Raw genomic sequence first — 19,912 nt, 5'->3', positions numbered from 1 at the left:
AGACCCGAGAACGTGCATGACTACGCCACTCAAGCAAATGAAAGATATCCTGGAACAGATTGCCGAGGATCCGGCAAGCGGCGATACCGCTCTGCTCCAGCGTCTCTTCGGCCTGTTGAGACCGCGTTACAGCGATGATGTGGAAGCGGCCGCCATGCGCCTGGAAGCTCTCGCGGAGTTGCTGGAAGCTCAGCCGAGCCATGCTGATGCACTGCGCGAGCGTCTGATAAACATGCTGAATCAGCGGCGGCCCTTTCGTTTGCTCATCGACGCCGGGATCCTTTCCGAAAGGGGCTTTCGTCTGGAATTGGGCCGGCGCATTCGCTACAAGCTGCTGCCGCCCGCGCCGAACTCGGACTCCCTGCGCGACTGGCTGGATGGTCTGTTGCGGCCTGGCGACAGACAATGGATTGCCGGGATGGATCAGTCTCTCTGGGTAAGGCTGCTGGCCGCCCTGCATTTCGAGAAGCTGAGTCCTGAAGGCTACGATCGCTTGCAGGATACCATCACGACAGCCATCCGTTCCCTGTCGCACCGGATCGCTTCCGGCGGCCTGAACCCGGAACTGCTGCGCCTGGACCCTTCGCTGGACGCCCATGCCTCGCCATTTCTGTCGCAATACGAAGAAATTTCCTGCTTCCTGAACAGGTGCCAGGAATATGGCGTGAGTTCAGATGATGACGCGGCGCACGCCCTGGTCCTGCTGGAACAGTGTGAGGAGGCCCTGGACAGGGTGCGTCGCCGTGCCCATGTCGCCGGGATCAGCGTGGAGCTGACCTATGTGTCCACCCGGCTGGGGCAGGAAATCGGTCGCCTGAAACAACTCCTGCACATGATGGAGGACAGGCCCCTTGCCGACAAGCTGACCACGCTGGCTGGGCTCATCGTGGAGCTTCTCTCGGTTTCCGAGTCCCGGCATGATGTCCGGGCACTGTTGCGTACCACCACGGGTCGTCTGGCCAACAGGATCAGCCAGCACGTCGCCCATGCCGGCGGTCATTACGTCGCCGAAAACCGCAAGGAACTGTGGGCAATCTTCCGCGCGGCCGCCGGTGCCGGCCCCATCATCGCCATCATGGCGCTGATAAAGATCCTGCTGATGAGTGCCGGCATGGCGCCGCTGACCCAGACCTTCTTCGTCGGGCTGAATTATGCGCTGGGCTTCGTCGTGATCTACATGCTGCATTTTACCGTCGCCACCAAGCAACCCGCCATGACCGCCACCTTCATGGTCAACACCCTCACCCGCATTCGCGGCAGCAGTACGGACAAGCGCATGCTCGGCTGCTTCATCGGCCGGGTATTCAAATCGCAGATGATGTCGATCCTTGGCAATCTGCTGCTGGCCTTTGCCACGGCAGTGGCATTGAGCTATGGCGCAGCATGGCTCCTGGACTGGCACCCGGTTTCGCCTGACGAGGCGCTGCACCTGATCGAGGAGCTCGATCCCTTCGGCTCCCTGGCGCTCTTTTACGCCGGGGTCGCCGGGATAGGACTCTTTCTCTCCGGCATCGTGTCCGGCTATTATGACAACAAGGCCGTCTACGAGCGCATCGCCGAGCGGCTGGCGCGTCTGCGCGGTCCGCAACGTCTGGTGGGCGGGCGCATCTGGAAACGGGTGGCCGATTACATAGGGGATCACCTGGGTGGCATCGCCGGCAATGTCTTTTTCGGCTTTTACTTGGGTATTGTTGGCGCCCTGGGATTTCTCACCGGCCTGCCCCTGGACATCCGCCACATCGCCTTTTCCTCGGCCAATTTCGGCTATGCCTGGCAGGCGCTCGATTTTGCCCTGACGCCAAAGGTCTTCCTGCTGACCACGGCAGGTGTGCTGCTGATCGGTTTCATGAACCTGATGGTCAGCTTCGGGCTCGCCTTCTATGTCGCCCTGCGCGCCATCAATATTCCGCCATTGGCCGCCCGGCGTCAGCTCGGCCGGGCCCTGCTGGGCTTGCTGGTGGCACCCGTGCGCCTCATCGTGCAGCGGGGAGATCTGTGCAGTGAAGCCGCGGCGGAAAAAGTGGCCAATGTCCAGGAATCGGCAAGCAAATAGCCTGACATGACTGGTTGCCCTGAGCCCACCTGCTGAAACTGAGATTTTCGAGTATGCAGAGGGTTGGACCAACAACATTCTTGGCAAGCCCGCCGGGCTGGACTACCATCGCCCCATGGCACGCAAGACGACTTCAGCGGATCGCTGGTCCGCACTACTCAAAACCCTGGAACTGGACCCGCTCTGGACACCGCGGCCGGGTGGCGTTCTGGATCAGTCTGAATCAATCCAGGCAGCGCAGCCGCTACAGGCGACCCCCATCGGGGAGCCTGGCGCGCCCATGGCGGCATCGATGGATGTCGCCGATGCCGCCAGTAAGCCCGATACGCCCAACCGTGCGGAGCTGATCGCCAGGATGGACTGGGCCACGCTGGAGGCCACGGTGGCCCAGTGCGTTGCCTGTCCGCTCTGGGAGACCCGTACGCAGACCGTGTTTGGTGTCGGCGACCGACAGGCGGCATGGATGTTCGTCGGCGAGGCACCGGGCGCGGAGGAGGACAAGCGGGGTGAACCCTTCGTCGGGCGGGCAGGGAAACTGCTGGATGCCATGCTGGCCGCCATGGGCCTGCATCGCGGCGAGAATGTCTTCATCAGCAACGTGCTGAAATCACGGCCGCCCAATAACCGGGATCCGCTGGGGCCGGAGGTGCAGCAATGCGAGCCCTATCTCAAGCGCCAGATCGCCCTGATCCAGCCGAAGGTGATCGTTGCGCTGGGGCGTTTCGCCGTGCAGAGCCTGCTGCATGCCCACACGCCCCTGAGTGAGTTGCGGGGAAGGCCCCATGCCTACGAAGGTATCCCGCTCATCGTCACCTATCATCCCGCCTATCTGCTGCGCAGCCCGCTTGAAAAGCGCAAGACGCTTGAAGATCTGCGCTTGGCCCAACGGGTGATGGCGCAGTTCAGGGACGCTGCAGAATGAATTCCAGCACGAGTTTGACGCCGAAATAGGCGAGCAGGATGATGCCGTAACCCGAAAGAGTCCAGCGCACCGCGGTCTGGGCCCGCCAGCCGAGCTGCGTTCGCCCCCAGAGCAGGATGGCGAACACTGCCCAGGCAAGCAGCGACAGCACGGTATGGTGATCCCAGACGAAGGGCCTGCCGAAGATCTGGTCGGCGAAGAGCAGCCCGCTCAGGAGGCTCAGGCTCAGCAGCACGAAACCGGTCCAGATGATCTGGAACAGCAGGCCCTCCAGTTCGCGCAGCGGGGGCAGGAACTTGAAACTTGTCCCGAAGTGCTTCAGGCGCAGGCTGCGCTCCTGCACCCAGAGCAGCACGCTCTGCACCGCGGCCAGGCTGAGCAGGGCATAGGCCGTGGTCGCCACGAGGATGTGGCCGAGCAGATAGGGGCTGCCCTGCACCCGCACCGGCACCACTGAACTGCCAGTCCAGACCACCTGGCCGAGCAGCACCAGCGCCGCCGCTGGCATCACGCCCAGTCCCAGCAACACCAGTGGCCGCCAGACGCTGGCAATCAGCAGGATCATCACCGCCAGCCACACGAACAGCGACAGCGACTGGCCCAGGTTGAGGTTCAGGGCCCCGCTGGGCAAGATGAGGTTTGGAAACAGCGCGGCGCCATGCAGGGAGGCGGCGACGATCCCGAGCGGCAGCAATTGCCGGCGGGTTGGCGCGCGCTCGCTGCGCACGCGGCGGTATTCGAGCCAGGTGACGCCAAGATAGGCCAGTAGGGCGCCGAGCTGGAGCCAGAGCGTGGATAAAGGCATGCAGGACTTTGTCGTCTCTTGATTGAAGACCTTGTATCATCGGGTTTTGGCCTATCAAGATCAAGCGCTTGCGTCTGTTCCGGACAGCGCTTTTCCTCTAAAATACCTTTTCCACTCGTGCACGGGCACCGATATGTTCGAAAATCTTTCCCAGCGACTCACCCAGACCTTAAAGAACATCCGCGGCCAGGCGCGCCTGAGCGAGGAGAACATCCAGGGCGCGCTGCGCGACGTGCGCATGGCGCTCCTCGAAGCCGATGTGGCCCTGCCGGTGGTCAAGGATTTCGTCAGCCGCGTCCGCGAACGCGCGCTTGGCGAGGAGGTGGCGAAGAATCTCACCCCGGGCCAGGTCTTCATCAAGATCGTCAATGACGAGCTCACCCATCTGATGGGGGATGCCAACGATCGCCTGCAGCTCAATGTCCGGCCGCCCGCCGTGGTATTGATGGCCGGTCTGCAGGGCTCCGGCAAGACCACCACGGTGGGCAAGCTCGGACGCTGGCTGCGTGAGCGCGAGAAGAAAAAGGTGCTGGTGGTCAGTGCCGACGTCTACCGCCCGGCCGCCATCGACCAGTTGAAGACGCTTGCCGCCGAGGTCGGTGTCGAGTTCTTCCCCAGCCGTCCCGACGAGCAGCCGGTGGCAATTGCCGAGAAGGCCCTGGATCATGCCCGGCGCCATGGTTTCGATGTGCTGCTGGTCGATACCGCGGGTCGCCTGCACATCGACGAGCGGCTCATGGCCGAGATCCAGGACCTGCAGAAGGCCCTGAACCCCGCCGAAATCCTCTTCGTGGTCGACAGCATGACCGGCCAGGATGCGGTCAACACCGCCAAGGCCTTCAACGAAGCATTGCCGCTCACCGGCGTGGTGCTCACCAAGACCGATGGCGATGCGCGGGGCGGGGCGGCGCTGTCCATTCGCGCGGTCACCGGCAAGCCCATCAAGTTTCTCGGCGTCGGGGAAAAGACCAAGGCCCTGGAGCCCTTCCACCCCGAGCGGGTGGCCTCGCGCATTCTCGGCATGGGCGACATCGTCACCCTGGTGGAAGACGTGCAGCGCCAGGTGGACGAGGAGCAGGCCATCAAGATGGCCGAGAAGCTCAAGAAGGGCAAGGGCTTCGATCTTGAGGACTTCCGCGATCAGTTGCGCCAGATCGAGAAGCTCGGCGGTGTTGGCTCCCTGCTGGACAAGCTGCCCGGCATGAACGAGGTACCGGCCGAGGCGATGGCGCAGATGAAGGACAACAAGCAGTTCAAGCGTCTGGAGGCCATGATCAACTCCATGACGCCCCAGGAACGCCGCTTCCCCCATATCATCAAGGGCTCGCGCAAGCGCCGCATCGCCCAGGGTTCCGGCACCAGCGTGCAGGAGATCAACAAGCTCTTGAAGCAGTTCGAGCAGATGCAGCGCATGATGAAAAAATTCAGCAAGGGGGGCCTTGGCAAGCTCATGGGCCGCTTCAATCCACGCGCCATGCTGCCGGGCCAGGGGGGCGGCGGCGCGGGCCCCGGTCCTTTTTGAATTCGCAGCCGGTGATAGGGCTTCCAATCCCGGTCGGCTTCAGGGTAAAATGCGCGGTTTCTTGCTGGCCCGGACTCGCATTGTCCGGGTCTTGAATGTTTCTGGGAGATAATGGATTCATGGTAACCATTCGCATGGCTCGGGGCGGCGCCAAAAAGCGGCCTTTCTACAACATCGTCGTAGCCGACAGCCGCAACGCCCGTGATGGTCGCTTCATCGAGCGCGTCGGTTTCTATAACCCGGTGGCCAAGCCCAGCGAGCTGAATCTCGACCGTGAACGCATCCAGTACTGGCTGAGCAAGGGCGCCAAGCCCTCCGACACGGTGGCCGGTTTTCTGAAAGCCGAAGGCATCAAGGCCGGAGCGGCCGAAGCCTGATCCCGGAGCCGGTATGACGACAAGCCCAGAAGACGCGGACTGGGTCATTCTCGGCCGCGTCGAAGGGATCTTTGGCGTAGCTGGCATGGTCAAGGTGTTTTCCTATACCGAGTACCGGCCGGATATCCTGGAATATCCCACCTGGTGGCTGGGGCAGCCAGGCAACTGGCAGCCTTATACGGTGGTCGAGAGTCGTGAGCAGGGCAAGACCCTGGTCGCGCAGCTTGAAGGGGTGGGTGATCGGGAGCAGGCGCGCGCCTTGCTGGGGCAGTCCATCGCCGTACCGCGCGAGCAGTTGCCGGCCCTGGATGATGACACCTACTACTGGTCGCAACTGGTCGGACTGCAGGTGCTCGATCCCGAGGGCGAGCCGCTCGGCATCGTGGATCATCTCTTCGAGACCGGCGCCAATGATGTGCTGGTGGTGCGCGCAGGGGGTGGGGAGATCCTGATTCCCTACACGGCCGTGCTCGAAGTGGATCTGGCTCAAAAGCAGATCCGGGTGGACTGGCGGGCCGATTACTGATGCGCTTCGATGTGCTGACCATCTTTCCCGACATGGTGCGGTCGGCCCTGCGGGAAGGGGTGGTTGGAAGGGCGGTGCAGCAGGGCCGCATCGAGCTGCATTGCTGGAACCCGCGGGATTTTACCCAGGACCGGCATCGCACCGTGGATGACCGCCCTTTTGGCGGTGGCCCGGGCATGGTGATGAAGGCCGAGCCCCTGATGGCGGCCGTGGCCGCCGCCCGGCAGGCCAGCCCCGGGGCACGGGTGATCTATCTCTCACCCCAGGGCCGCGTGCTGGACCAGGCCGCCGTGGCGGACATGGCGCAGGCACCAGGCCTGATCCTGATTGCCGGGCGCTATGAAGGCGTGGATGAACGATTCATCAATGCCTGCGTGGACGAGGAATGGTCCATCGGCGATTACGTGCTCTCGGGTGGTGAATTGCCGGCCCTGGTGTTGATCGATGCCGTCAGTCGGCTGTTGCCGGGAACGCTGGGACATGACGAGTCCGCCGCCCAGGATTCATTCAGTGCGGGCTTGCTGGATTACCCGCACTACACGCGCCCGGAAGAGTTGCAGAGGCAGCGGGTACCTGCGGTTCTGATGTCGGGCGATCATGCCAGGATCGCCCGTTGGCGTAAAAAAGAAGCCCTCGGGCGTACCTGGGAGCGCCGGCCGGATTTGCTGGCCAGGCGTGACTTGACGCCCGAGGAGGCAACCCTCCTTGCCGAATACCGGCAGGAGTGGGAAGCCATGGAAGATTCGCAGCGGAGCGGGGTCGGTCCTTGCGAGCAGAATGCTGAACAGCCGAACCCCGAGCATGGGTTTTAAGGAGAAAATCATGAGCAATATCATTGACCAGTTGAACCAGGAACAGATGCGCAGCGACATCCCCGATTTCGGCGCCGGCGACACCGTGGCTGTCCACGTGCGCGTCCGTGAAGGCGACCGTGAGCGCATCCAGATCTTTGAAGGCATCTGCATCGCCCGTCGCAACCGCGGCTTCGACTCTGCCTTCACCGTGCGCAAGATCTCCAATGGCGAAGGCGTGGAGCGCGTTTTCCCGATGCACTCCAAGCTCATCGACAAGGTCGAGCTCAAGCGTCGTGGTGACGTGCGCCGGGCCAAGCTCTACTACCTGCGCAATCTCAGCGGCAAGGCTGCCCGCATCAAGGAAAAACTTGGCTGATCCGATTCGGATCATGAGCTGCGCCATATGCTGAATCTTCAGCAGTGGCTGGAACTCGATGCCGGGCAGCAGCTCGGCGTGCTGGCTGATGCGCAACAAAGGCAGGCAGTGCTGCAAGAGGCGCTGCCTGCCTTTGCGCGTCGGGTGCTCTGCCAGCCTCTGGGCGAAGCCGGCTGGCTGGACTGGCTGGATTTCCTGGCCCTGGCAGGCCTCTCCGGCGAACTGCCGTCCACGCTCCTGCAAAAAGCGCTGCAACGCCTTGCGCCTGCCCTGGAGTCCCTGCCGCCCTGCATCGCCGGCTGGCCGGATTACAGCCGGTTTCCAGAACCACAGCCGCTGGACATCGAGCTCGACCTGCTGAATCAGGCGCTGGATAACCGTGATCTCGATACACTCGCGCCCCTGGCGCGCAGCATGGCCGAAGAAGCGGACCCGCGCCAGATGATGATGCGCCGTCTGGCGGTGATGGTGGCGGCTGACAACTATGCCAACGGCGAGCGCCTGGTGCTGGCGGATCATGTAAGCGATTTGCAGGAGGTGCTCCCGGCGCCGGCGTTTACCGCGCTCTTTGTCAACGCCGCCTATCTGCATTTCCAGGCGCCACCTGGCCCTTCCGTGGTCGTGCCCGAGGGCAAGGTCAGCCTGACGGCGGACATCCGCACCCCGCTTCTCGTGGCCCTGCGCGAGCGCAATCTCCAGGCTTACATGCATCGTCTGCGAGCCCTGGGTGATGATCCCATCGGCGCTCTGCGTCAGTTGCTGCTGGCTTTCGGATTGTTGATTCTCGAGCGTGGCATCCGCGGCGAGGGGGATCAGCGCCGGCTGGCCATGATCTATCTGCGTCTGGTGGCCTTGCTGAAGATGCATCACTCGAGCCGCCGCCTGGCGCGCCGGGCCTTCTTTGCCGCCGCGGTACAGGTGTTCGAGCTGGCCGGCTGGACTCATGCCGGGCCCTGGCCGGATTACGCCGGACTGCTGCATGCCTATCAGGCTGCGGTCGGGGCGGGGAAGCACGGCAAAGAGGTGCTGAGCTGGGAAACCGGCCTGCATCAGTTGCGCACAGGTGCTATGCAGGACTGGATGCTGGCCATGGCAGGCGAGATAGAGTCCGCGAAGCCCGACCCCCTGTTCTGGAATGTCTGGGGGGCCGCACAACGGGCGCGGGTGCTGACTGCCGGGCCTCTGGCCTGGATCAATGCCCTGATCCCTCTGCGACTCTATGGCGACAAGGCAAGTGGCAACGCACAGGCCGGCTGAATCGGCCATCCAGTTGCTTCATTTCCAGTCACCCCTGGGCTGGCTGGTGTTGCAGGCCAGTCAGGCGAGTATTCACGCCCTCGACTTTCTGGCGCAAGCGCCCACTAGTATCCAGCCGGCACAGACGCCGCTGCTGCAGGTCGCCTCGCAAGCCCTGAGCACCTATTTCGCCAATCCCGACCATGCCAGACCTGCCCCGAATCCCTTCCCAGCTCTGCCACTGGTCCCCTTGCCGGGTACTGCCTTTCAGCAGGCCGTCTGGGCTTACCTTTCAGACATTCCCTTAGGCGAGACGCGCAGCTATGGCGAAGTCGCTCGAGCCCTGTCCAGCAGCCCGCGGGCAGTCGGCCAGGCCTGCCGCCGCAACCCGCTGCCCATTCTCATACCCTGTCATCGCGTGGTGGCCCGGACCGGCCTGGGCGGCTACAGTGGCGCGACCGAGGGCCCGGAAATGCAGCGCAAGGTTTGGCTGCTGGATCACGAAAAAACTTCAATATAGCGCCCGCGCCAACTGGGCGCGGTAACGGCTGACCAGTTCGCCCTGATTGCCGAGCATTGTGAACACCTTCAGCAGGGTCTTGCGTCCGGCGTCATCGCCGTAACTGCGATGCTCGCGCACCATCTCCAGCAATTGCTGCATGGCACCCTCATAGTCATTGCGCAAGACGCGCTTTGCGGCGAGCTGCAGCATGGCCTCGGCACGATTATCGCCCTGGGTGGATTCGATGGTCTTGAGCAGGGTGGCCTCATCCGGGGCCTGAGCGGCCAGGCGCACGAATTCGAGCGCGGCCTGCAGGGCTTCCACTTCGGGCTCCATGCGAAAGGTCGGCTGCATCTGCTCGATCATCGCCGTCGCCTCGGCTTCGCGGCCGGTTTCCACATAAATCCGGGCAAGATCGAGCCGCACCCGATCATTGCGCGGGTCGGCCTGCAGGGCGGCGTGTAGCAGCGATTCGGCCTCACCGGCCTGACCGGACTGGCGCAGCACCGCCGCCTGGGCACGCAGCTTGTCGCCTTCCGAGGGGATGAGCTTGTCCAGGAACTGGCGCACGGCGGATTCGGGCAAGGCGCCGGTGAATTCATCGACCACGCGCCCGTCCAGGAAGGCCTTGACCGCCGGAATGCCGCGCACGCCATATTGCACCGAGAGTTCCTGGTTCTCGTCGGAGTTGACCTTTGCCAGCAGGAATTTCCCGGCGTAATCAGTGGCGAGCTTTTCGAGCACGGGACCGAGGGCGCGGCAGGGGCCGCACCAGGGCGCCCAGAAGTCCACCAGCACCAGCCGTTCGCGGGAACCTTCGATGACGACCTGGTCGAAGCTTGAAACATCGACATCCTGTACGTATGGGCCTTGCGCCATGTTGCACTCCCTTTTGCATTCAGTGGAATATCAGTGGATGATTTAAGAGAATATGGGGACACCGGGCAACTGAGGCAAGCCCCGCGGGAGAGAGTGCATGCAAAACCCTGAATGGATCGATCAACTGGCGGACAGCGGCCTGGTGCTCTGGGATGGCTTCCTGGGCGAGGCACTGGCGCGGCAGGTGCGCGCCGAGGTCCTTGCTCTTTTCGAGGCCGGTCTGGGGCGCCCGGCCCGGGTGGGCCGCAACAGTGGCGAGGCCCTGGCGCCGGCCGTGCGCAATGACGAGATTTTCTGGCTGGATGCGACGCAGGCCTTGCCAGCAGGCATACAGCAGTTCTTCGACAGGATAGAGGATCTGCGCGAACAGCTGAACCGCGAGGCCTTTCTCGGCCTACGCGGCTTCGAGTGCCATGCTGCCCGCTATCAGCCGGGCGCCTTTTACAAGGTGCACCGGGACGCCTTTGCCGAGGGCAGCAACCGGGTAGTCAGTTGCGTGTATTTTCTCAACCCTGACTGGGTGTCGCAGGATGCCGGGGAATTGCATGTGCTGACCCCCGGATCTCGGCGCATCGAACCCCTGCTGGACCGGCTGGTGCTGTTTCGCAGCGCCGACATTCTTCACGAAGTGCTGCCCACCAACGCGGACCGCTACACCCTCACCGGCTGGATGTATGGCGTGGACGAGGGCCGGCGGGAGCAGGGCGGCATTCTCGCCGATCTCGATTGAACCTTTACTGAGGCTGCAGCCGATCGAGTTCCTTCAGAATCGAGAGCACCAGTGTTTCTCCGGTGCTGCTCATGCCCTTGCAGAGCCTGTCGGGGTCGCGCTCGCCATTGACCAGGGGGCGCATGATGGCGGCCAGTCGCGCCATGTCCCCACCGGCGGCCGACATCTGCTCGGCCATGCCGCCGAGCACTTGCAGGGCCTGGGCATTGCCGCGTCCCGCCTCGAAGATCATGCTCGCAAGTCCGGGTGCTGCGAGTGTCGGGTCTGGCTTGGCGTTGAGATCCGGTAGGCTGTTGGGGTTCTGAATGCCCCGCAGGATGGTCTCCACCACCACACGATCATCCTCATCGAGTCCTACGAAGACCCCGGCGTCGCGCCGGCCATTGAGCACCCGGCGGATGGATGTCACCAGTTCGGCCCAGCCATTGTCGCTGGCGATCTGCAGGACCTGCTCCAGATCCGGGACCTGACTGCGGTTGTGGCAGGCGATCACCACGCGGTGGATGAGGCCGGCGTGCGCCTGGATGATTTGCTGGGATTTCTCGGGCAGTGCGGACATGGGCATGCCACTCCTGGGCGGACAATGAAGGAAAGAATTGGCCCATTGTAAGGCGCAGCGGGGCGGGCGCAAACCCTCCATGAAAAAGGCCCGGGTTTTTCCCGGGCCTTTTTCTGAGGACCTGACTGCTAACTCGCGCAGTCATTCAAACACTGGTCTGCCTGTAAGCCAGATCCAGTTGCTTGGCCGCTTTGACGTCGTCCAGTCGCCGTACCGGCAGGGTGTAGGGCGCACCCTTGACCAGTGCCGCATCATTGCGCGCTTCTTCCAGAATGGTCTTCATCACGTCCACGAACTGGTCCAGGGTTTCCTTGGCCTCGGTCTCGGTGGGTTCGATCAGCAGGCACTCGGGCACCAGTAGCGGGAAATAGGTGGTGGGCGCGTGCATGCCGTAGTCGAGCAGGCGCTTGGCCACATCCATGGCGCGCACCCCATACTGCTTGGCTTCCTTCTCAAGCGTCAGGATGAACTCGTGAGTGGCGCGGCGCTCGGGATAGGCCATGTCGAAACCGGCCTTCTTCAGTTCAGCCATGAGATAGTTGGCGTTGAGCGTGGCGAATTCGGCCACCCGGTGCATGCCCTCGCGGCCCAGCAGGCGGGCGTAGATGTAAGCGCGCAGCAGCACGCCGACATTGCCGATATTGGCGCTCATGCGCCCGATGCTCTGCGGCCGGTCGGCCTCGTTGAGCAGGCGGTAACTGCCATCGCTGTCCCTGCCGATCATGGGGATGGGCAGGAAAGGTTCGAGCCGCGCCGAAACGCCCACCGGACCGGCGCCGGGACCGCCGCCGCCGTGCGGGGTGGAGAAGGTCTTGTGCAGGTTCATGTGGATGACGTCAAAGCCCATGTCGCCGGGCTTGACCTTGCCGAGAATGGCGTTGAGATTGGCGCCATCGTAATAGGTCAGGCCACCGGCATTGTGGATGACCTTCTGGATCTCGCGGATGCGCCGCTCGAATACCCCCAGCGTAGAGGGATTGGTGAGCATCAGTCCGGCGGTCTGCGGGCCGACAGCGGCTTCGAGCGCCGCCAGGTCGACGTCACCGTTTTCGTCTGTCGGGATCTCGCGCACCGTGTAGCCGCACATGATGGCGGTGGCGGGGTTGGTGCCGTGGGCGGCATCCGGGACCAGGATCTCGCTGCGCACAGTGTCGCCGCGCGATTCATGGTAGGCGCGGATCATGGCCACACCCGCGAACTCACCCTGGGCGCCGGCGGCCGGCGTCAGGCTGACCGCCGCCATGCCGGTCACGTCTTTCAGATATTCCTGGAGTTCAAAGAGCGTCCGCAGCAGCCCCTGACCGGTGCTGTCCGGCGCATGCGGATGGCGGCCGGTGAAGCCCGGCAGCAACGCCAGCGTGTTGCAGGCGCGCGGGTTGTACTTCATGGTGCAGGAACCCAGCGGGTAGAACTGGGTGTCGATGGAGAAGTTCTTCTGCGACAGGCGCGTGTAGTGGCGCACCGCCTGCAGCTCCGAGACTTCCGGCAACAGGGGCTTGTCCTGGCGGCGCATGGCGGCCGGGATGTCGGAGATGCCAGGATTCCCCGTCAGGGCCTGGGCGCTGTTGACGCGCTTGGACCGGCTGTGTTCGAAAATGAGCATGATCAAACCTCTTGAACGTTGTCCAGCGCCTGGCGCAGCGCTTCGACATAGCGCGCCAGGTCCGCATCGGTCTTGGTCTCGGTGGCGCAGACCAGTAGCGCCTCGCCAAGCTCGGGATAGAAGGGCTTCAGATTGAAGCCGCCGAGCACGCCCTGGGCTTCCATGGCCTTGAGCACGGTCTCAGCACTGCGCGGCAGGCGGATCACGGCCTCGTGGAAGACCGGCCGGTCAAAGGCCACTTCCACACCGGGAATGGCCCTGAGTTGCTCGACCAGCTTGCGGGTCTTGGCATGGCTGGCGGCGGCGACCCGCTCCAGGCCCTCGGGCCCCATCAGGCTCATGTAGATGGTTGCGGCGGTGACCATCAGGCCCTGATTGGTGCAGATGTTGCTGGTGGCCTTGGCGCGGCGGATGTGCTGCTCGCGCGCCTGCAGCGTGAGCGTATAGCCACGCTTGCCATCGAGATCGGTGGTGGCGCCGACGATGCGACCGGGCATCTGGCGCACCAGTGCCATCTTGCAGCTCATGAAGCCGAAGTAGGGGCCGCCCGAGGACAGCGGAATGCCCAGCGGCTGGCCTTCGCCGACGCAGATGTCCGCGCCCTGGCCGCCCCAGTGGCCCGGTGCTTTCAGCAGGGCCAGGCTGGTGGGATTGGCCACGGCAATGGCGAGCATCTTGTTGGCATGCGCCCAGTCCGTGAGCGCATCCATATCTTCCAGCACGCCAAAGACATTGGGCTGCGGGATGACCAGGGCCGCGAAGTCCTGGCCGGCGAAGGCCTCGAGTGCGGCGGGATCGGTAAAGCCACCCTGGCGGTCATAGGGGACTTCGACCAGTTCGATGCCCTGATTCCTGACGATGGCGTGCACCACGCGCCGCCAGATCGGGTGTACCGTGGCGGGCATCAGCACCCGGCGCGCGGACTTGTGCGCCCGCACCGCCATGAGCACGGCTTCGGCCAGGGCCGAGGCGCCATCGTAGAGCGAGGCGTTGGAGGCATCCATGCCGGTCAGGCTCGCGATCATGCTCTGGTATTCATAGATGAGCTGCAGCGTGCCCTGGCTGGCCTCGGCCTGATAGGGCGTGTAGGCGGAATAGAACTCGCCGCGCGTGGTGATCTCCCAGACCGCCGCTGGGATGTGGTGCTCGTAGGCGCCGGCGCCAATGAAAGACAGGGGATGACCGTCCTGCTCGGCGCGCTCGCGCATCAGCCGCTGGACTTCCATCTCCGACAGCCGCTCAGGGACTTTTTCCAGCTTGCCGGCGCGCAGCTCGGCCGGGATCTCGTCAAACAGCGCCTCGATGCTGGGGGCGCCGATGGCGTCCAGCATGGCGCGAATTTCATCTTCGGTATGCGGAATGAAGGGCATATCTACATCTACTCGCTTTCGATCAGGTTCTGATACGCCCCGGCATCCAGCAGATTGTCGTAATCCGCAGGATTGCTGGCCTTGATCTCGAAGATCCAGCCTTCGCCATAGGCGTCCTGGTTGATGGTTTCAGGCGCCCCGGCAAGGGCCTCGTTGCCGGCCGTGATCTCGCCCGCGATCGGGGCATAGACGTCGCTGGCGGCCTTGACCGACTCGACCACGGCGGCGTCCTGCTTGGCATTGAGCTGCTTGCCGACCTGCGGCGCCTCGACATAGACCAGATCCCCCAGAAGGTCCTGGGCGTGGTCGCTGATGCCGACGCGAAACACGCCTTCACCCATGGGTTGGACCCATTCGTGTGTTTCGGTGTAACGGCGGTCGTTGGGGATATTGCTCATCGGGTGCTCCTTTTGAAATGGTTATTCAAAAATTCTTCTGTCCCTGCTTCACGAAGGGTGGTTTCACCACCTGTACCGGCACGGCCTTGCCGCGAATCTCAAGCGCCAGCTCGGCGCCGGGCTCGAACTGGCCCTGCACCCGCGCAAAGGCAATGCCCAGCCCAAGCGTGGGGGAGAAGGAGCCGCTGGTCACTTCGCCGATCCTGTCGCCCTTGCCGTTCAACACGGCCTGATGCCCGCGCGGGATGCCGCCGGCGGGCACCACCAGCCCGATCAGGGTGCGCGGTATGCCATGGGCAAGCTGCTCATCGAGCACCTTGCGGCCGATGAAGTCGCGCCCATCCTTCATCGCCAGCGTCCAGGCGAGATTGGACTCCAGCGGCGTGGTGCTCTCGTCCATGTCCTGGCCATAGAGGTTCATGCCGGCTTCCAGGCGCAGGGTGTCGCGCGCGCCAAGGCCGGCGGGTTTGATACCCGCGGCCAGCAGCCGGTCGGCCAAGGCCGGGGCCTCGGCAGCCGGCAGCATGATCTCGAAACCGTCCTCGCCGGTGTAACCGGTGCGGGCCACAAAGTATTCACTGCCATTGACATCGAAAAAGCCACCGACGAAGGGCTTGAGGGCATCGAGCGCGGGCAGACCCAGCACTTCGATGACCCTGGCGCGGGCCTCGGGGCCCTGCACGGCGAGCATTGCCAGATCCTTGCGCGGCTGCATGGAAACATCCGGCGCGAAGCGGGCGCGCTGCTGTTCCATCCAGGCCAGATCCTTGTCGGTGGTCGCGGCATTGATGACCATGCGATAGAAATCCGGGCGGATGAAATAGACGATGAGATCATCCACCACACCACCGCTTTCATCGAGCATGCACGAATAGAGCGCCTTGCCAGGCGTCTTCTGGATCTTGGCAATGTCATTGGCGAGCAGCTTTTGCAGGAAGGCGCCGGCCTGCTCGCCATTGAAATCCACGGGCGTCATGTGTGACACATCGAAAATGCCGCCACTGCGGCGCACCTGATGGTGTTCTTCGAGCTGCGAGCCGTAGTGCAGGGGCATGTCCCAGCCGCCGAAATCCACCATCCTGGCGCCCTGCGCCACATGCCAGTCATAAAGGGGGGTACGCAAGCCCATCGGTCTTCCTCTTGTTCAGTCTTCGGCGTGATAGCTGGAACGTACCAGGGGGCCGGCCTTGACCCAGGAGAAACCCATCTCCCGGGCGGCCTGCGCCAGGTACTCGAATTGTGCGGGTTCAATGTAGGCCCGGACCGGAAGGTGCTGCATGGAGGGGCGCAGATACTGGCCCAGGGCCAGGCGCTGCACGCCAATGGCACGCAGGTCGCGCAGCACGTCAAGGACCTCATGCTCGGTTTCGCCCAGGCCCAGCATCAGCGCGGTTTTGGCCTCGATTTCGGGAAGCCTTGCCGCGGCTTCGAGAAGACGCAACGAACGCGCATAGTCCGCGCCGGGGCGCACGGTTTTGTAGAGATTCGGGGCGGTCTCGACATTATGCCCCCAGACCAGGGGTGCAAGTGGCGCGATGCGCGCCAGGGCTTGGTCCTGGCAGTTGCGAAAGTCGGGGGTGAGCAGTTCGATGCCGATCCCGGGATTCGCGGCGCGCAGCAAACGCACGGTCTCGGCGAAGATGCCGGTCCCACCATCGGGCTGGTCGTCGCGATTGACCGAGGTCAGCACGACATATTTGAGTGCCATGCGGGCCACGGCCTCCGCGACTCGGCGGGGTTCATCACTATCGGGCGCGTGTTCGGGCCTGCCGGTCCTAACCGCGCAAAAGCCGCAGGCGCGGGTACAGGTGTCGCCAAGGATCATGAAGGTGGCCGTGCCGCGGCTCCAGCACTCGCCGCGATTGGGGCACTTGGCTTCCTCGCAGACGGTGTGCAGGGCATTTTCCTGGACGGCGGTCCGGGTCAGGCCGAAATGGGGATCCTGGCCAAGGGGCTGGCGAATCCAGGCGGGCATGGGGCCGCAGTTGGGCTGGGTTGCGCGCCGGACTTGAATGGGGATGGCTTTCTGGGGCGGCATGCGCACTCCGGACAATGGGTGACAGGCGGCTTTGGCCGCGCATCTCCCCTCTGTCCCTGAACCTGAGAGCTTGAGCCCCGTCGGTGCCCCGCAAGCGGGGTCTCTCCAGAGTGCCGATGCCTGTTGGCTGCCCGCGGTCCTTTTGCCTGAGATTTTTCGGGAGGATTTGATCCTTCGGCGCTCCAGCGTGTGGTCTGGAGTCTCTCCCGCGGGGTTCGGTGGACTAAATTTAAACGACTCGGTGGCAAAATGCCAGTGAATCTTTGGCACCGGTTCGCGTCTCTCAAGAAGCAAAACGCCCCATTAAGGGGCGTCTGCTCGATGCAGCCAAAGCTTATTTCACGACGCCGCAGACCACGCGGGCGCCACCGCCGCCCAGAGGCTTGGGCTGGTCTGAAAAGTTATCGCCACCGGCATGGATCATCAGGGCGTGATCGCGGATGTCGGCAAGCTTCAGGCGCGGCGCGGTGACGCTCATGTTCACGCTGCCATCGACATTGGCGTTGAGCGGCGGCAGGTCCCCCAGGTGTCCCATGCCGATGGGGCCTTCGTGCTTGCCGCTGTGCTGCGGATCATAATGTCCGCCGGCTGCCAGTGCGGGTTCCGGCTTGCCATCCTTTTCCTTGGGGTCGCAAGAGGGGTTCTCATGGACATGGAAACCATGTACGCCGGGTGTCAGGCCCTGCAGTTTTGCCTGTAGTACGAGGCCGTTGCCACTATCCATGGCGTGAATGATGCCAACTTGCTGACCGGGGCCCGTGGGGGTGGCCGCGTACATGGGAACGTCAAGTGCCTGACTGCCAGCCATACCGCCATCCGGCGAGGTCGTGCATCCAGCGGCCAGCAGGGTGAGCAGGGAGGTTGCTGCAAGTAAGGTGATTTTCATGCCAGGCTCCTTGGTATGCGAGTTTTGGGTTTGCGTCGGCAATGCCCTTCCATGATATCCCGCCTGATCGTCCCTGCAAGCCTGATGAGTAATCATGGCTTGATGCGTTCGAAGATCCGGTGCCCCATGAGCCGGTGCAACAGCGCCATGCCCACGTGACCGCCCCAGTAGATCCACACGAAGGTGGACATGAACTCGTGAAAGCCCATGGCGGATCTGACGAAGTCCGGTGACCTGCCGCCGCCTTCCGGGGCGAACAGGAAGTAGATGAATCCGCTTATGGCAGAACCAAGCACGGCGAGCAGCCCCAGGCCATGGGTCAGGGCGGCGAGCCCGTCATGCTCATCCCGCAGGGGCAGGCGCAGGCGTGCGATCGAGCGCAGGTCGTTACCCAGCACCCGCCACTGCGCCGGTCGCCAGGGAATCATGCCGGTCCAGCGCACCGCGGCCGGGCCGATGAAGCTCCAGATCACGTGCGCGACAACGATGGCGAAAGCCGTTACCCCGACCCATTCATGGGTCTCGAAGATCAGGGCGGCAGTGCCGGTCAGCGGGCGGTCGGGCCGGGGGTGGTCCATGATCAGGCTGATGAAAAGCTGATAGGTGACCGTCAGGGCGAGGCCGAGATGCAGCCAGCGGGTGGCGCGGTCATAGGCAAAGGGGTTTGTTGGTGCTTTCATTGTTGTCCTCCGGACCAAAAGATAGCCCTATGTTGGTGCAATCAGCTTAAGTCTGGCTTAAACGCTCAGGCGGCGATGACGAACAGGCCGATGACGCAAAGAAAGCCCCCGGCCCAGGCCAGGGAGCGCAGGGTCGGCCGGTCCAGAATGTAAAGCACGAGGTGCAGAAGGCGAAAGCCGACGAACAGTACCGCCAGCAAGTCGATCCGATCCTGAGGCGCATTGAGCTGGTGCGCGATGATCACAGCGGCGGCAAAAGGCGGGAAGGCCTCGAAGGCATTCATCTGCGCCCAGTTGGCGCGCTGGCGCCAGCCGCTCGCCTTCTCGAGCTGGGCGCGCGGAGCGCTGTTATCGTATTTGCCGCCCGATTTTGCTGCTGCGGCGGCAATGTAGGGCAGGAAAATGGCAATCAAGACCATCCAGTAAGCAAGTGTCATGTATCTTCCCTGTCAATGCGCCGGCTGGCGTGCATGGCCATCAGTCGGGGCGGGATATTGTTGATATGGTGCAAAGCGATTATAGTTGACTTTTGCGGCAGGTTTTTGCTGCCTTTGCCCGGCCAGTTCCCATACGCGGTTAAAGACAGATACCAGGTCGCGGCCGCCTGGCTCATTACGGTTTGCCAGCCTGCTGCTGGCAGCCTCCGATCATGCGAAGCGATATTGCCTGCACTGAATTCTGATCCGTCCCGCCCGGCGGATCATCCCTGCGCCTACCTGGCTGCAGAGGCCGGTTTTGAATATTAAAGACAGGAGATCAGTATGTCCAAGAAGCACCCCATCGTTGCGGTAACCGGCTCCTCCGGCGCGGGCACTACCACCGTCAAGCATGCCTTCGGTGATATTTTCCGTCGTCAGAAACTGAATGCCGCCGTAGTTGAAGGCGACAGCTTCCACCGTTACAACCGCCTGGAAATGCGCGAGGCGATCAAGGCGGCTGCTGTTGAGGGCCGCAATCTGAGCCATTTTGGCCCGGAAGCCAACCTTTTTGCCGAACTGGAAGCGCTGTTTCGCCAGTACGGCGAAAACGGCACGGGCAAGACGCGCCTTTATCTGCACGATGAAGATGAAGCTGCACCCTACAAGCAGGAGCCGGGCACCTTCACGCCCTGGCAGGACATTGACGAAGGCACCGACCTGCTTTTCTATGAGGGCCTGCATGGTGGCGTTGCCGACGGCGATGTCGATGTGTCGAAGTATGTCGACCTGCTGATCGGCGTCGTGCCCATCGTCAACCTGGAATGGATCCAGAAGATCCATCGCGACTGCAAACAGCGTGGCTACACCGCCGAGGCGGTGACCGACACCATCCTGCGCCGCATGCCGGACTATGTGCAGTACATCACGCCGCAGTTCTCGCGCACGCACATCAACTTCCAGCGCGTGCCGATCGTGGACACATCTAATCCCTTCATTGCCCGCGACATCCCGACTCCGGATGAAAGTTTCGTGATCATCCGCTTTCGCGAGCCGAAGAAGCAGAACTTCCCCTTGCTGCTGCAGATGATCCACGGCTCCTGGATGTCCCGTGCCAACACCATCGTGGTACCGGGTGGCAAGATGGGCTATGCCATGGAAGTGATCCTGACCCCGATCATCGAGCAGATGATGGAAAGCAAGAACCGCTAGGCGCCAAAGTCTCCGCCAGCCGCCGTAC

Annotated in this window: 23 protein-coding genes and 2 riboswitches; of the genes, 11 read left to right on the top strand and 12 right to left on the bottom strand. The window is 63.2% G+C overall.

Annotated elements, in window-relative coordinates:
• The first annotated feature begins 37 nt into the window (after positions 1-37).
• Both WOB96_RS04850 and WOB96_RS04845 read left to right on the top strand, forming a co-directional pair.
• Positions 38-2,053 (top strand): hypothetical protein, encoded by a 2,016-nt coding sequence (locus WOB96_RS04850; protein ID WP_341370153.1) that lies wholly within the window; start codon positions 38-40, stop codon positions 2,051-2,053.
• A gap of 115 nt (positions 2,054-2,168) precedes the next feature.
• On the top strand, positions 2,169-2,975 hold the full coding sequence (locus tag WOB96_RS04845) for a uracil-DNA glycosylase (RefSeq protein WP_341370152.1): 807 nt from the start codon (positions 2,169-2,171) through the stop codon (positions 2,973-2,975).
• On the opposite strand, the gene WOB96_RS04840 is transcribed toward WOB96_RS04845, so the two are convergent.
• Positions 2,956-3,780 (bottom strand): cytochrome C assembly family protein, encoded by an 825-nt coding sequence (locus WOB96_RS04840; RefSeq protein ID WP_341370151.1) that lies wholly within the window; start codon positions 3,778-3,780, stop codon positions 2,956-2,958. The two genes, WOB96_RS04845 and WOB96_RS04840, sit on opposite strands and share 20 nt — an antisense overlap.
• Before the next feature lie 133 nt (positions 3,781-3,913).
• Between WOB96_RS04840 and ffh the strand changes: the two genes are divergently transcribed.
• The 7 genes from ffh to WOB96_RS04805 all read left to right on the top strand — a co-directional run bounded on the left by ffh (position 3,914) and on the right by WOB96_RS04805 (position 9,131).
• Positions 3,914-5,302, top strand: coding sequence for a signal recognition particle protein (gene ffh / locus WOB96_RS04835; RefSeq protein ID WP_341370150.1), 1,389 nt, complete (start codon positions 3,914-3,916; stop codon positions 5,300-5,302).
• Positions 5,303-5,421: 119 nt separating this feature from the next.
• Positions 5,422-5,679 carry a 30S ribosomal protein S16 gene (rpsP, locus tag WOB96_RS04830; protein WP_341370149.1) on the top strand — a complete coding sequence of 86 codons (258 nt, stop codon included), beginning with the start codon at positions 5,422-5,424 and terminating at the stop codon, positions 5,677-5,679.
• Between the two features lie 13 nt (positions 5,680-5,692).
• On the top strand, positions 5,693-6,205 hold the full coding sequence (rimM, locus tag WOB96_RS04825; protein WP_341370148.1) for a ribosome maturation factor RimM: 513 nt from the start codon (positions 5,693-5,695) through the stop codon (positions 6,203-6,205).
• Positions 6,205-7,017 carry a tRNA (guanosine(37)-N1)-methyltransferase TrmD gene (gene trmD, locus WOB96_RS04820; protein WP_341370147.1) on the top strand — a complete coding sequence of 271 codons (813 nt, stop codon included), beginning with the start codon at positions 6,205-6,207 and terminating at the stop codon, positions 7,015-7,017. Before rimM ends, trmD begins: the two co-directional genes overlap by 1 nt.
• A 10-nt stretch (positions 7,018-7,027) precedes the next feature.
• Entirely contained in the window at positions 7,028-7,375 is a 348-nt protein-coding gene (gene rplS, locus WOB96_RS04815) for a 50S ribosomal protein L19 (protein WP_341370146.1), read from the top strand.
• Positions 7,376-7,402: 27 nt separating this feature from the next.
• A complete protein-coding gene (locus tag WOB96_RS04810) occupies positions 7,403-8,632 on the top strand; it encodes a hypothetical protein (RefSeq protein WP_341370145.1) in 1,230 nt (409 codons plus the stop codon).
• Entirely contained in the window at positions 8,610-9,131 is a 522-nt protein-coding gene (locus tag WOB96_RS04805; RefSeq protein ID WP_341370144.1) for a methylated-DNA--[protein]-cysteine S-methyltransferase, read from the top strand. Before WOB96_RS04810 ends, WOB96_RS04805 begins: the two co-directional genes overlap by 23 nt.
• Here the strand turns inward: WOB96_RS04805 and trxA are convergent.
• Entirely contained in the window at positions 9,123-9,992 is an 870-nt protein-coding gene (trxA, locus tag WOB96_RS04800; RefSeq protein WP_341370143.1) for a thioredoxin, read from the bottom strand. The two genes, WOB96_RS04805 and trxA, sit on opposite strands and share 9 nt — an antisense overlap.
• A gap of 97 nt (positions 9,993-10,089) precedes the next feature.
• Between trxA and WOB96_RS04795 the strand changes: the two genes are divergently transcribed.
• On the top strand, positions 10,090-10,722 hold the full coding sequence (locus tag WOB96_RS04795; RefSeq protein WP_341370142.1) for a 2OG-Fe(II) oxygenase: 633 nt from the start codon (positions 10,090-10,092) through the stop codon (positions 10,720-10,722).
• Positions 10,723-10,726: 4 nt separating this feature from the next.
• Here WOB96_RS04795 and WOB96_RS04790 read toward each other — a convergent pair whose 3' ends face one another.
• The 10 genes from WOB96_RS04790 to WOB96_RS04745 all read right to left on the bottom strand — a co-directional run bounded on the left by WOB96_RS04790 (position 10,727) and on the right by WOB96_RS04745 (position 18,869).
• Entirely contained in the window at positions 10,727-11,281 is a 555-nt protein-coding gene (locus WOB96_RS04790) for a hypothetical protein (RefSeq protein WP_341370141.1), read from the bottom strand.
• Between the two features lie 145 nt (positions 11,282-11,426).
• The gene (gene gcvPB, locus WOB96_RS04785) at positions 11,427-12,884 is read right to left on the bottom strand and encodes an aminomethyl-transferring glycine dehydrogenase subunit GcvPB (protein WP_341370140.1); all 1,458 of its coding nucleotides are present in this window, start codon (positions 12,882-12,884) and stop codon (positions 11,427-11,429) included.
• A 2-nt stretch (positions 12,885-12,886) separates the two neighbouring features.
• Positions 12,887-14,254, bottom strand: coding sequence for an aminomethyl-transferring glycine dehydrogenase subunit GcvPA (gene gcvPA, locus WOB96_RS04780; RefSeq protein WP_341370139.1), 1,368 nt, complete (start codon positions 14,252-14,254; stop codon positions 12,887-12,889).
• Between the two features lie 8 nt (positions 14,255-14,262).
• Positions 14,263-14,652 (bottom strand): glycine cleavage system protein GcvH, encoded by a 390-nt coding sequence (gene gcvH, locus WOB96_RS04775; RefSeq protein WP_341370138.1) that lies wholly within the window; start codon positions 14,650-14,652, stop codon positions 14,263-14,265.
• A gap of 25 nt (positions 14,653-14,677) precedes the next feature.
• Entirely contained in the window at positions 14,678-15,781 is a 1,104-nt protein-coding gene (gcvT, locus tag WOB96_RS04770) for a glycine cleavage system aminomethyltransferase GcvT (protein ID WP_341370137.1), read from the bottom strand.
• A 15-nt stretch (positions 15,782-15,796) separates the two neighbouring features.
• A complete protein-coding gene (gene lipA, locus WOB96_RS04765) occupies positions 15,797-16,690 on the bottom strand; it encodes a lipoyl synthase (RefSeq protein WP_341370136.1) in 894 nt (297 codons plus the stop codon).
• Between the two features lie 40 nt (positions 16,691-16,730).
• A riboswitch (glycine riboswitch) is annotated at positions 16,731-16,809 on the bottom strand.
• Between the two features lie 5 nt (positions 16,810-16,814).
• A riboswitch (glycine riboswitch) is annotated at positions 16,815-16,909 on the bottom strand.
• A 115-nt stretch (positions 16,910-17,024) separates the two neighbouring features.
• The gene (gene sodC, locus WOB96_RS04760; RefSeq protein ID WP_341370135.1) at positions 17,025-17,576 is read right to left on the bottom strand and encodes a superoxide dismutase [Cu-Zn] SodC; all 552 of its coding nucleotides are present in this window, start codon (positions 17,574-17,576) and stop codon (positions 17,025-17,027) included.
• Between the two features lie 92 nt (positions 17,577-17,668).
• Entirely contained in the window at positions 17,669-18,256 is a 588-nt protein-coding gene (locus WOB96_RS04755) for a cytochrome b/b6 domain-containing protein (protein ID WP_341370134.1), read from the bottom strand.
• Between the two features lie 65 nt (positions 18,257-18,321).
• Positions 18,322-18,693: an MAPEG family protein gene (locus WOB96_RS04750; protein ID WP_341370133.1), complete on the bottom strand. Its 372-nt coding sequence runs from the start codon at positions 18,691-18,693 to the stop codon at positions 18,322-18,324.
• Positions 18,690-18,869, bottom strand: coding sequence for a hypothetical protein (locus tag WOB96_RS04745; protein WP_341370132.1), 180 nt, complete (start codon positions 18,867-18,869; stop codon positions 18,690-18,692). Before WOB96_RS04745 ends, WOB96_RS04750 begins: the two co-directional genes overlap by 4 nt.
• A 148-nt stretch (positions 18,870-19,017) precedes the next feature.
• On the opposite strand from WOB96_RS04745, the gene WOB96_RS04740 reads away from it, so the two are divergent.
• Complete coding sequence (locus WOB96_RS04740) at positions 19,018-19,884, top strand: phosphoribulokinase (protein WP_341370131.1); 867 nt, start codon at positions 19,018-19,020, stop codon at positions 19,882-19,884.
• Positions 19,885-19,912: the final 28 nt, after the last annotated feature.

Source organism: Thermithiobacillus plumbiphilus, from assembly GCF_038070005.1.
Classification (GTDB): Bacteria; Pseudomonadota; Gammaproteobacteria; order Acidithiobacillales; family Thermithiobacillaceae; genus JBBPCO01.
Note: the sequence above shows the minus strand (reverse complement) of the source record. Positions and strands in the feature narration are given on the sequence as shown.